This is a genomic window from Lysinibacillus sp. FSL L8-0126, from assembly GCF_038630385.1.
GTDB lineage: Bacteria > Bacillota > Bacilli > Bacillales_A > Planococcaceae > Lysinibacillus > Lysinibacillus fusiformis_D.
In genome coordinates this window covers 4,344,863-4,356,320 of the sequence record NZ_CP152028.1, presented here as the reverse complement: position 1 = coordinate 4,356,320, position 11,458 = coordinate 4,344,863, and the positions used below count along the sequence as shown (strand labels likewise).

Sequence of the window (11,458 nt, the reverse complement as noted above, 5' to 3'; positions counted from 1 at the left end):
TTATATGGAGCAGATTATTGAAAAAATGGTTCAGGAATCCCCTTACAACGTACATCTATTTGTTCACAATCTCACAACCAATCAATTGCTTACGAGTCATCAGTTAGAGACTGCATTTTCTAGTGCCAGTGTCATAAAAGTTCCAATTCTAATAGCCTTGCTCTCATATATAGAGCATAACAAATTATCACTTAATACTTCGCTGCCGATTTCACCAGACGATTGGGTGGACTTTAGCGTGATAAGTGAGCAACGGCTTACCCAAAGCACTTTATATGACCTTCTTGTGTGGGTGATTATTACGAGTGATAATACAGCTACGAATGTCTTAATTGATGAAGTAGGGATGAGTTTTTTGAATGACTATTTTCGGCATATTGGGTTACAGGACACGGTGTTACAGCGAAAAATGATGGATGTAGAACGGCTAGCTCTGGGCATAGACAATCGCACGTCAGCACGGGATATGGCGCATCTTTTTACGCGTATCTATCGGCAAGAGCTACTAACAGCCCCTTACAGTCAACTGGTCATTGATATCTTAAGCCGTCAGCGTGTGCACGACTCCTTAAAGCGTTATCTTGTGGAGGATGTGAAGCTGGCACATAAAACAGGCGGGCTTGATACGGTCGATCATGATGTCGGGATTGTTTATAGTAGCACAATCGATTATAGTATCGGTGTTTTTATGACAAACGTGATGGATAATGAGCAGGCTCGCCAACTAATCGGTCGTCTATCAAAGGTTGTTTATGCGCAGTTGGTGGAGGGAAAGGAGGGACACAGTTGAAGGCTATCGTGACAGCAATGGTTGCCAATTTACAGGCCAAGCCAGATGCAGCTTCTGAATTAGTCGATGAGGTACTTTATGGGATGACAGTAGATATTCTCAAAGAGGTGAATGAAGCTTGGGTATATGTCCAAACAGCCTATCGCTATGAAGGCTATTGTCAGAAGACAGATTTACTGTTAGATGCAGCAATCGCCTCCACGTGGCAACGGGAAGCACAGCATGTCATTCGTCAAAGCTTTGCAGATGTTTTGCAGCAACCACGTATCCAAAGTACTAAACGACTCACGCTTGTAAAGGGCTCGTTCGTCAAAGTCATGTCTTTAAAGGATGTACCAGAAGAATGGTCGGCCATTCAACTCGTATCGGGACAAACAGGGTATGTTCGGACAAAATGGCTGCAGCCGAAAATTTCAGTTCAGGCATTATCGGAGGCACAGTTTCGAGAAAACGTTGTGGAAACGGCACTTAGCTATTTAACAGCACCCTATCGATGGGGTGGTAAATCGCCTTTAGGGATTGATTGCTCTGGCTTATGTTCAATGGCCTATCTGTTCAATGGCGTTTATATTTTTCGAGATGCCAAAATAGTAGAGGGCTTTCCGATTGTCAAAATAGACCAAGACCAGATGCAAAAGGGTGATTTAATCTATTTCCCTGGTCATATTGCTTTATATATGGGCGATCAGCTTTATATCCACTCATCACTAGGAGGCAATGAAGTGACCATTAATAGTCTAGATGAAAAACATCCGCTCTTTCGACAGGATTTAGCTACGACGATAGTAGCAGTAGGTACTTTTTTTCAGGAGAAGCCAAATATTTAGGCTTCTCTTTGAGTTTTTATAAGAGAAAAATCCATGACATGTCTGTCCAATCAACAATGAGATTTAAGTCGATCCAGTTTTTTTAAGGACATCCCAATTTTGGTGATAACTAATGTACTAACATTCACAAGCAGTAACGCTACTAGCTGCCACACACCGATAAAAAAAGTAATCATACATAAATCAAAGGCTGCTTCACCTGGAGGCATGTCTGGATAGGGCTCTAATTGCCAATAATGCAACACAAAATAACAGGCTAAAGCTGTTCCTTGACCGACATAGATAAAGATCCAATGGATAGAGGATGCTATTTTGAGTCGACAACACCAAAGCGCTAAATTTAGCAAAAGGATAAGTAGCGGAAATAGCAACAGTTGAAACATACTTTCAGCTATGGTCGTAATGAAAAATAGGTTATAGCTTAGCTGCATGACTGGCAAAAGGATTAAGTTGACGGTGATAACACTGAGCAGTTGTATGCGCGTCATGATATGTCTACCCTTTCCGTATTTTTACATAAAGACGTTTTGACAAAAGAAAGGGTTTCGTCCACTATAAGAAACCCTCCATACGCTTGTTTGTTGGCTGAGTACGGAGGGTTTTGGATTAATAATGATAGATATTAAGTTGTTGGCCTGCTTCAAGGCGATCTGATCGCAGCTGATTCCATTGTTTAATTGATGTCACCTTTACATTATAGACCTCTGCAATCTTCATAAGTGAATCCCCATCAGCCACCGTAATCGTTTTCTTATCTTTCACAGGGGTGTCATATTGTTGTAGATCATATTTTGCAATTAGTGCATTTAATTTTTCACTGTATGATGAATCAGTAGCATAGGAGCCTGTTAAAAACGCCGTCGCATCTGTATAGACTTTTGTGTTGCTTTTGAAAACGCCCGCGTAAAAATCCTTGTTCCATGAAACGCCATTACGCATTAACTTTACATAATCTTGCATGGATGCCTCATAGGAAGGGTATTTGCGGAAGGCAGCCATGATTGTGGAAAGATTACCAGAACCATCATCCTCTGATGTTTCGAGTGTTACGGAATCATTTTGGTAGCTGCCTTTCATGCCAAATAAATTATAATTGGGTGCAGAACCTAGTCCACTTTGACCATGCTCACTTTCTAGAATCGCTTGGGCAATCATGACGGATGCGTATAGGTCATTATCAGCACCAAGGTCCCGAGCAGTTTCGGCGATTTCACCAATAAACTCCTCCACACTTGGGCCATTATCAATGACGACAGGCTCTTCTCTGTCAGTCGTATTCAATAACTGTGTTACCATATAAAACGAAATACAAATAACAACAATGGTAATCATAAGTCCTTTAAAAAAGTTTAGCACGTATTTCATTGTAGCTGGATGTTGGTCGTGACCACATCTCCCTCCCTTCTATTAAAAGTTTAGCTATCTCTCATTATTACAGAGAGTTTAAAAGAAATAAAGAGCAGTCTAAATAAATAGATTTCATCATTAATAGAACGCTACCAGTGCTAATTAGTTCCTCGTTATTGCTCACTTATACTTTAAAATTTTGGGACATAAATTGTTTGAATCTCTCAAAATATTGCTCGGAGGCTTCCCATTTTCTGGTGTTTAAATAAGATAGCTCTTGAAGACCATAATAATGAGGAGGCTGATAATAACGGGAAACATAGGATTGATTTTCAAGTGTATAAAAATAATACGCTTCGTCAGGCGTCTGAATTTCAATGCGAGCATGTATCCTATCACCATCCTCATTCAGATAGGCTTGACGGAAACTATAGCATTTGGAACCATCCCAGAAACCATCATGGTCTTCTTCTAATTCTTGGATTGCTGACTGCTGGAAAATTTGTCGTACATATTGTATCTCGATAGTATGCAAGTAAAGCTCTGCTACATTGATGCACGTTAAAAGCATGAGCCAGTGATCGTGAATATCCACTAAATGCGCCTGCGATGATTCTGTAATATCCCACCATTCAGCTTCTTCCTCTAGTGTTTTTCTCAAGAGGGAGACGGATTGATCCTCATTAAGCCAAATAAAATAGTGATACTGAGAAGTCTTCATATAAACACTATCATTGCGTTTGTCTCCATCAGCATTGGTATGTGCGCGCTGGATCATGAAATAAACATCCTGTTCCGTCAAATCAAAAGAAGGCTTGTCTGGTGTCATCAAAATACATGTAGTCAGTTTCAGTATGTTTTCCGCATTAATCGAATGGTGCGTGAAATAAACAGAAGATGCTATCGTCCTTTGAGGAACGCTTGTAAAATGAGTGAGTGCGGAACGTCCTTCTTTAAAAATTTGCACCAGTGAAGCGAATGAAAAGCCGACCTCATCTTCATCTTCATCCTCGTCTAAAAATACTTCATCGATTAATATGTCCTGAATACGAATGGGGAGTTCTTGAAAAATACCGTCTCCGTGCCAAATATTTACGATACACTGAAGCGACCTCTGGCCATTTACATTGATGCGATACTCGTCATCCTGAACGAATGTTGCTGCTTGAAGATTGCCGTTAACAATAGCTTCTCCATGATTGTATGAGCCACATAAAATATTCTCGACCGTCAGATTTCCATGTACATAGATTTCCTGACCACCGACCGCTATATTTTTAGCCATTAAATTGCCCATCACCATCAGCCCAATTGCACCATCTGTTTCTAAATTGTATAGGATGTCAACGGTTAAATGGCCATTGATGAAAATAAGAATGGTCTTATCTTGCTGTGGAAAAGGCATACCCCAATCCAAATCAAGAGAGGGAAGTGTCAAATCGCCCTCATAGTACGCTACTAGATCATCCTCACTAAAATCCTTGTAAAACTTTGCCCACCAAGAGTCTGCTGGAAATCTTTCAGCTAGTTGGGAAATCGCCATGAATTGATAGACATTGTGCATACGTCACGACCTCTCTATTGCTTTTTTTTATCTTCTCACAGCGAGTAATTGGCAGTCAATTTCATAGATTGGTAGAGACAAGCACAATTTAATAGAAAATGGTATTATGAACCTTTAAAATGATTAGTTGAAAGGAAGTTTTGATTGAATACGATTTTTAGTGTTACACAAAAACAACTATACGATTTTCTACTGAATGTAGCGACGATACGACCTGTCTTTATTTGGGGAGCGCCTGGCATAGGGAAATCAGCGATTGTTGAAAATTTTGCTAGCGAATTAGGCTTGCCCTGTGTTTCGTTATTGGGCAGTCAGCTAGCACCCGAGGATATCATTGGCGTTCCGCAAATTAAGGATGGCTACAGTGTTTTTTGTCCACCCAAAATGATTGCGCGAAATGAGCCTTATTGCCTTTTTTTAGATGAATTAAATGCTTGCTCACAGGAAGTACAAAAAGCTTTTTATAGTCTCATTCATGAATGCAGAATTGGAGAGTTTACGTTGCCAGAGGGCACGATTGTCATTGGCGCAGGCAATCGTGCTCAGGATAATGCGATTGTTAAACCGATGTCCTCAGCATTAATCAATCGTATGGTCCATGTTCAGCTAAGGGCATCGCACAAAGATTGGCTTGAATGGGCCTATGCACATGAAATACATCCCTATGTGATTGAGTATATTCAAATGCGTCCCGACCATTTATGGAGCGAACCGCCGAAAACAGAGGAACCATTCTCTACACCACGTTCATGGCATATGCTAAGTGATTGCTTGTATGCATACGGCAATAGCTTGCCAGAACAAACAATCGATCTATTAGCAAGCAGCTGCCTATCTGCACATATTGCCAGTCAATTTAAAGCCTTTATCAAACAAGTGCAAAGTAAATATGATCTAGCCAAAATTATCAATGGTGAATTGCGTTGGCCAGATCGACCGGAAGAAAGAGATTTGCTTTATTTCATGGCGCAATCCTTCCGTGCGCAGTTACTGAAGGAGCTTCCAAACGAGCATACGACATTGAAGGGGAATCAACGACAATTAGCCTTTCGTGCCAAAGATTTGATCAAGGACTTAGCGTCCATTAGCTTAGAAATTGCACAGATGGTTGTGTCAGAGCAAAAGGGTGAAGCTTTACCCGCTTGGTTTATGCTGGAGGTTATTCGGGATTTACCACGTTTAGTAGCCAAAAAGGACGGTTAACATATGGCCAAAAAAAAGAAAGCATCACAGCAGGAGCAGAAAAATGAGAAAGCGATCGCGCGTGGGCATGAGATTGTTTGTACACATCCCTTGTTCGAGGCGTTATGTCATGCTGTGTACATGCAATATGAAAGTATGCCACAAAAGGATTGGGCTTACGTCACAAGCGCGGGTGTCATCTGTGTTAATCAAGATAAAAAAGGACAGCCCAACGAATGGGCCTATGTCATAGCGCATTGTTTGCTACACCTTGGCTTACATCATCATCAACCAAAAGAGCAGCAGGAACTGTGGAATATCGCCTGTGACTGCTATATTACAAAGTTTTTAGCAGAGCTAAAATTTGGTCAAGCACCTAAAGAAATGAGTAATCCGCTTTTTGAAGCTTTTAGCTCAGAGGAAAAATTGTATGACAGATTTTTACGCGAAGGTGTGCCAGACGATTTGAAAGGCTATAGTACAATGCCAGGACAAGTGGATTTTATTATTTCACAAAATAAAACGAATGTTCTTTATAGAGGCGCTAGCAATTACGCTGCGTTATTTGCAGAAGGTTTATCGAAAGCAGTGCAAAGCGCCATTCTTGTAGCAGGTGGGGTAGAGACCACATTTGGAGGAACAACGAGGGTAACACAAGCACAACGCGCAAAGGCTTGGTTTATGAGCTCATATCCCTTATTTGGTGCTTTAGCTGCGGATTTTACGATAATTGAAGACCCACTTGTTTGTACAAGAATGGATATCTCTGTTGCCGCCATCGCAGTGGAAACGAAGGAGATTTATTTGAATACGGCTGTAGGCATGACCGATGAGGAAATGCGCTTTTTAATGGCACACGAACTGCTGCATGCAGGGTTAAGCCATGCTACGCGCAGACAAGGACGTGATCCCTATCTATGGAATGTTGCTTGTGATTATGTCATCAATGGCTGGCTCATCGATATGAAAATTGGCGAGATGCCAGCATTTGGTGGGCTATATGATCCAGTCTTAAAAGGGCTCTCGGCAGAATCTATTTATGATCGCATTGTTACGGATATCAGGATGTATCGTAAATTAAGAACCTTTCGAGGGCAAGGCACAGTAGATATGATTGAAACGAACCCACCAGACTTTTGGGAAGGTAAGGCAGGTGTGGATTTGGATGCTTTTTATAGAAGAGCATTGAGTCAAGGATTAAGCTATCATATGGCACAGGAGAGAGGATACTTACCACAAGGACTCATTGAGGAAATTCGTAGTCTAGCACAGCCACCTATTGCTTGGGATGTGGCCTTAGCCAAATGGTTTGATCGGATGTTTCAACCGATAGAGAAAGTGAGAACATATGCCCGTCCAAGTAGAAGGCAAGCATTGACACCTGATATAGCTAGACCAAGATGGGTTCATCAAAGCGGAGAGGAAGATGGGCGTACTTTCGCAGTCCTTATTGATACCTCAGGCTCTATGGATCGTCTCTTACTAGGAAAAGCACTCGGCACAATCGCGAGCTATAGTATTGCCAGAGATGTTCCCCTTGTACGAGTGATATTTTGTGATGCCGTTGCCTATGATGCAGGCTATCTAGCACCTGAAGAGCTATTGTCTAAAGTGAAAGTAAGAGGCAGAGGCGGCACCGTGCTACAGCCTGGTGTCCGTTTACTAGAAGAAGCGCAGGATTTTCCAAAGGATGGTCCTATCCTTATTATTACGGATGGTCAATGTGATCGTTTAACCATAAAAAGAGAGCACGCCTTCGTATTGCCACAAGGGGCCAAGCTACCGTTTGTGCCAAAAGGCGAAGTATTTAGAATGAAATAGTCAAACCTACCTGCACATGTTTGAAAGAACTGTTGTTGGTGAAATATAGAAGTGAACTTATTCTCATTTCATTCGCAAATTTAAAAGGAGATGACAGATGATTACATTTGACAATGTCTCAAAAAAATATGATAACGACCATACAGCTGTCAAAGCTCTAAATGTCGAAATTAAAAAGGGTGAATTTTTTGTCATTATCGGCCCTAGTGGATGTGGCAAAACTACTTTATTGAAGATGATTAATCGATTAATTCCATTAACAGAAGGAACGATTTGGATCAATGGTAAAAGAATCAGTGACTATAATATCCATGAGTTACGTTGGAGTATCGGTTATGTATTACAGCAGATCGCCCTGTTTCCACATATGACGATTGAAGAAAATATTGCGATTGTGCCAGAATTGAAACATTGGCATAAAACAAAAATTCAAAAGCGTGTGGAGGAACTGCTGGAGATGGTTGGGCTTGAACCAGAAAAATATCGCCAGCGTAAGCCACAGGAGTTATCAGGTGGCGAACAACAAAGAGTGGGCGTTATTCGTGCCTTAGCGGCTGACCCATCGATTATCTTAATGGATGAGCCGTTCAGTGCCTTAGACCCCATCAGTCGTACAAAACTCCAGGATGATTTACTGGAGATGCAACGTACGATAAGGAAAACCATTGTATTTGTCTCACATGATATGCAGGAGGCACTGAAGTTAGGGGATCGCCTCTGTATTATGAAAGATGGCGAAATTGTCCAAATAGGTACGCCACAAGAATTGATACAAAACCCTGCCAATGACTTTGTACAACAGTTTATTGGTAGCAAGCATCAGGTAGAGCATGCGTTTACTATCCATGCCATCATGCAACCAATCATGACAACAAGCGAGTTCCAGGATACGATACTTGTGGATGCTTCACTTGCGACAATTTTTGACAAGCTAGCCCAGCATGACTTATTAGGTGTCGAGGAGGATGGCAAGCTCATCGGTATGGTGACAAGAGCCTCTATGCTGCACTATTTAGCAAAGGATTCAAAGGAAAGAGGTCTTGCGCATGACTAATGTGATGGAGATGTTTCAAGAACGGAAGGCACAACTGCTAGCGGCATTGCTAGAACATATCCAACTATCCTTCATCGCTTTATTTTTTGCTGTTCTCATTGCCATTCCTCTAGGTATCTATTTAACCAATAAAAAGAAAATAGCTGAAAGTATCATCGGCATCAGTGCCGTTTTGCAAACGATTCCTTCTTTAGCTTTACTGGGCTTATTAATACCTCTATTTGGTATTGGGAAAGTTCCCGCCATTATTGCGTTAGTCGTCTATGCGCTATTGCCTATTTTGCGAAACACCTATACGGGCATTAATGAAGTCGATCCATCATTAAAGGAAGCGGCATTAGCCATGGGGATGAATAGACCGAAGCGTTTATTGAAAGTAGAATTACCACTGGCCATGCCTGTCATGATGGCAGGTATTCGAACAGCGATGGTGTTAATTGTGGGGACCGCCACATTAGCTGCTTTAATTGGAGCTGGAGGATTAGGAGACATCATTTTACTTGGAATTGACCGTAATAATACAGCCCTCATTTTAATAGGAGCTATACCGGCAGCCATGTTAGCATTGATTTTTGATGTGTTGCTCAAAAAATTAGAATCCCTGTCCTTTAAAAAAACATTGACCACATTGAGTCTCGTTAGTTTGACGGCATTCATCATTATTTTCTTCCCGCTATTTAGTAATAAACCACAAGATGAAATCGTGATAGCAGGAAAGCTAGGCTCTGAACCTGAGATACTCATCAATATGTATAAATTATTGATTGAACAGGAAACGGACTTAACTGTGCAGCTAAAGCCAGGGCTTGGTAAAACCTCGTTTGTATTCAATGCGTTAAAATCGGGGAGTATTGATATTTACCCTGAATTTACGGGCACAGCTATTACGGAATTTTTAAAAGAGGAAGCGATCAATCATAACCAAGCGGATGTTTACCATCAGGCAAAAGATGGCATGCTGGCGCAATTTGATATGGTCATGCTAAGCCCCATGAACTATAACAATACGTATGCATTGGCCGTATCACAGGATTTGGCGGAGACGTATCAATTGCAAAAAATTTCTGATCTGCAAGCGATAGAGCAGAAGGTGAAAGCAGGCTTTACATTAGAATTTAATGACCGTGAAGATGGCTATGTTGGCATTCAAAAACGTTATGGGATTGTGTTTCCAACACTTGCGACGATGGAGCCAAAGCTTCGCTATCAGGCGATACAATCGGGCGATATCAATTTACTGGATGCCTATTCAACGGATAGTGAAATTCGTCAATACAAGCTACATGTATTGGAGGACGATCAAGCATTGTTTCCACCCTATCAAGGAGCACCATTACTAAGAAAAGGAACGCTAACAAACTATCCAGAGATTGAAAAGGCATTAAATCAACTAGCAAACCACATTACAGACGATGAAATGCGAGAAATGAATTATCAAGTAAATGTGGAAGGAAAGCTCGCAGCAGACGTAGCAAAAGCATTTTTAGTAGAGACAGGATTATTAAAATAAAAGCCAGGCCCTCTAGCATTAGAGGGTTTTATTTTTATCGATAATTATTGATAGGGATAAAAAAGGAAGGAAAGGGGATGCTGATTTTTGGCTTGACGATGCTTGCGATTCTTTTGGTAGGAACAATGAAGGTATCAGAACAATTAGTAGCCAAGGGGAGTATGGCGGCTTCTATTCATTTTAAAGGGTTGGAAATGCTGTTGTCCGATTAGGTAGGCAAGGATATGCATTATGCAAAAAAGATGTCATGACCCTTTTATTTACTGCTACAATATACATAGCTATTGTCTTATTGATTGTTGTCTAATTTACAAAAGGTATCCTATTTTCGTTAGCTAATAGTAAAAAAATAGCAAGAATTAGATACTGTGTGATCGTGTTGAGCTTGATAGCTAATGCATTCCATACCTATTTCCCCTATCTGATGATGCAACAGCTTAGGAAGTGAGAACATGACCATAATGATTCGCTTAGATCGTATGCTAGCGGATCGTAAAATGCAGCTAGGTGATGGTCAATCTCTCTAATTTAAAAAACGGGTAAGGTAAGGCGATTCGTAAAGCGCAATCTATTGGAGTATGTTGAGGAAGAAGATGACAGATAGAAGTGAACTAGAAAGGATTTTCAAGAATGATGGTTTTTAGTTTTTTATTGATCGCCATTGTAGCAGAGGTTTTTGCAAGCTCCATGCTAAAGCGCACAGAAGGTTTCACGCGCATTTGGACCTCTGTTGGTGTGGTGGTTGGCTACGCAGCGGCATTTTATTGTTTAGCCTTGACATTACAGGTTATCCCTATCGGCACAGCCTATGCCATATGGGCAGGTTTAGGGACAGCGTTAACGGCTATTGTCGGGGTTGTCCTTTATAAGGAACAATTTAATCGCAAGAAGGTCATCGGGATTCTATGTATTATTTTGGGTGTCGTAGTACTCAATCTTGCAGGTGGACATTAGGAGGCGAACAGCATGAAGGGCTATTTATTTTTAACATTATCGATTATAAGTGAGGTTTTTGCGACAACTATGCTCAAGCTTTCTGAAGGCTTCACCGTGCTAGGTCCCTCTTTAGCGGTGGCACTTGGCTATGGCATTTCATTTTATAGCTTATCCTTATGCCTAAAAACATTGCCATTAAGCCTAGCCTACGCTATTTGGTCAGGTGTTGGGACAGCTTTAACCGTTCTCGTAGGTATGATTATTTGGCACGACATGTTTAATCTCTACTCTGCACTTGGCATAGCCCTCATCATTGGCGGCGTGATTTTGTTAAATCAAGGGGATAAACGTGACAAGGTGATGGATAGTTTGCAGGAGTAGGTGGATAGAGTTATCAAAGTACTGGATAGCAGGAAAAGAAGGATAG

At 41.1% G+C, this 11,458-nt stretch carries 12 protein-coding genes; 9 read left to right on the top strand and 3 right to left on the bottom strand.

Translation table 11 applies throughout. The features are described from left to right. Nucleotides 1-4: 4 nt before the first annotated feature. Together MHI34_RS21185 and MHI34_RS21180 are read left to right on the top strand one after the other, a co-directional pair. The gene (locus tag MHI34_RS21185; RefSeq protein ID WP_342503944.1) at nucleotides 5-790 is read left to right on the top strand and encodes a serine hydrolase; all 786 of its coding nucleotides are present in this window, start codon (nucleotides 5-7) and stop codon (nucleotides 788-790) included. Continuing rightward, nucleotides 787-1,617 (top strand): SH3 domain-containing C40 family peptidase, encoded by an 831-nt coding sequence (locus MHI34_RS21180; protein ID WP_036116858.1) that lies wholly within the window; start codon nucleotides 787-789, stop codon nucleotides 1,615-1,617. Before MHI34_RS21185 ends, MHI34_RS21180 begins: the two co-directional genes overlap by 4 nt. 50 nt (nucleotides 1,618-1,667) lie before the next feature. Here the strand turns inward: MHI34_RS21180 and MHI34_RS21175 are convergent, their stop codons facing one another. From MHI34_RS21175 to MHI34_RS21165, 3 genes are all read right to left on the bottom strand, one after another. Beyond that, entirely contained in the window at nucleotides 1,668-2,105 is a 438-nt protein-coding gene (locus tag MHI34_RS21175; protein WP_051891555.1) for a hypothetical protein, read from the bottom strand. 118 nt (nucleotides 2,106-2,223) lie between these two features. Then, the gene (locus tag MHI34_RS21170) at nucleotides 2,224-2,949 is read right to left on the bottom strand and encodes a glucosaminidase domain-containing protein (protein WP_230593731.1); all 726 of its coding nucleotides are present in this window, start codon (nucleotides 2,947-2,949) and stop codon (nucleotides 2,224-2,226) included. A gap of 199 nt (nucleotides 2,950-3,148) precedes the next feature. Beyond that, entirely contained in the window at nucleotides 3,149-4,528 is a 1,380-nt protein-coding gene (locus tag MHI34_RS21165; RefSeq protein ID WP_342503943.1) for a hypothetical protein, read from the bottom strand. A 144-nt stretch (nucleotides 4,529-4,672) separates the two neighbouring features. Here MHI34_RS21165 and MHI34_RS21160 point away from each other — a divergent pair, with 144 nt between their 5' ends. The 7 genes from MHI34_RS21160 (at nucleotide 4,673) to MHI34_RS21130 (ending at nucleotide 11,412) form a co-directional block, all read left to right on the top strand. Continuing rightward, on the top strand, nucleotides 4,673-5,731 hold the full coding sequence (locus MHI34_RS21160; RefSeq protein ID WP_342503942.1) for a MoxR family ATPase: 1,059 nt from the start codon (nucleotides 4,673-4,675) through the stop codon (nucleotides 5,729-5,731). Nucleotides 5,732-5,734: 3 nt separating this feature from the next. Continuing rightward, the gene (locus tag MHI34_RS21155; RefSeq protein ID WP_342503941.1) at nucleotides 5,735-7,531 is read left to right on the top strand and encodes a peptidase; all 1,797 of its coding nucleotides are present in this window, start codon (nucleotides 5,735-5,737) and stop codon (nucleotides 7,529-7,531) included. 97 nt (nucleotides 7,532-7,628) lie between these two features. Next, nucleotides 7,629-8,585, top strand: coding sequence for an ABC transporter ATP-binding protein (locus tag MHI34_RS21150; RefSeq protein WP_036116868.1), 957 nt, complete (start codon nucleotides 7,629-7,631; stop codon nucleotides 8,583-8,585). Beyond that, a complete protein-coding gene (locus MHI34_RS21145; RefSeq protein ID WP_342503940.1) occupies nucleotides 8,578-10,095 on the top strand; it encodes an ABC transporter permease/substrate-binding protein in 1,518 nt (505 codons plus the stop codon). The genes MHI34_RS21150 and MHI34_RS21145 overlap by 8 nt, the downstream gene beginning before the upstream one ends. A gap of 77 nt (nucleotides 10,096-10,172) precedes the next feature. Then, on the top strand, nucleotides 10,173-10,307 hold the full coding sequence (locus tag MHI34_RS21140; protein WP_340810873.1) for a hypothetical protein: 135 nt from the start codon (nucleotides 10,173-10,175) through the stop codon (nucleotides 10,305-10,307). A gap of 418 nt (nucleotides 10,308-10,725) precedes the next feature. Continuing rightward, entirely contained in the window at nucleotides 10,726-11,049 is a 324-nt protein-coding gene (locus tag MHI34_RS21135; protein ID WP_342503939.1) for a multidrug efflux SMR transporter, read from the top strand. A gap of 12 nt (nucleotides 11,050-11,061) precedes the next feature. Next, complete coding sequence (locus MHI34_RS21130) at nucleotides 11,062-11,412, top strand: multidrug efflux SMR transporter (protein ID WP_036116874.1); 351 nt, start codon at nucleotides 11,062-11,064, stop codon at nucleotides 11,410-11,412. Nucleotides 11,413-11,458: the final 46 nt, after the last annotated feature.

Excerpts from the sequence above, each read along its gene's own strand:
- MHI34_RS21185 (WP_342503944.1), top strand. The coding sequence starts at position 5 with ATGGAGCAGATTATTGAAAAAATGGTTCAGGAATCCCCTTACAACGTA.
- MHI34_RS21175 (WP_051891555.1), bottom strand. The coding sequence starts at position 2,105 with ATGACGCGCATACAACTGCTCAGTGTTATCACCGTCAACTTAATCCTT.
- MHI34_RS21170 (WP_230593731.1), bottom strand. The coding sequence starts at position 2,949 with ATGATTACCATTGTTGTTATTTGTATTTCGTTTTATATGGTAACACAG.
- MHI34_RS21165 (WP_342503943.1), bottom strand. The coding sequence starts at position 4,528 with ATGCACAATGTCTATCAATTCATGGCGATTTCCCAACTAGCTGAAAGA.
- MHI34_RS21155 (WP_342503941.1), top strand. The coding sequence starts at position 5,735 with ATGGCCAAAAAAAAGAAAGCATCACAGCAGGAGCAGAAAAATGAGAAA.
- MHI34_RS21150 (WP_036116868.1), top strand. The coding sequence starts at position 7,629 with ATGATTACATTTGACAATGTCTCAAAAAAATATGATAACGACCATACA.
- MHI34_RS21145 (WP_342503940.1), top strand. The coding sequence starts at position 8,578 with ATGACTAATGTGATGGAGATGTTTCAAGAACGGAAGGCACAACTGCTA.
- MHI34_RS21140 (WP_340810873.1), top strand. The coding sequence starts at position 10,173 with ATGCTGATTTTTGGCTTGACGATGCTTGCGATTCTTTTGGTAGGAACA.
- MHI34_RS21135 (WP_342503939.1), top strand. The coding sequence starts at position 10,726 with ATGATGGTTTTTAGTTTTTTATTGATCGCCATTGTAGCAGAGGTTTTT.
- MHI34_RS21130 (WP_036116874.1), top strand. The coding sequence starts at position 11,062 with ATGAAGGGCTATTTATTTTTAACATTATCGATTATAAGTGAGGTTTTT.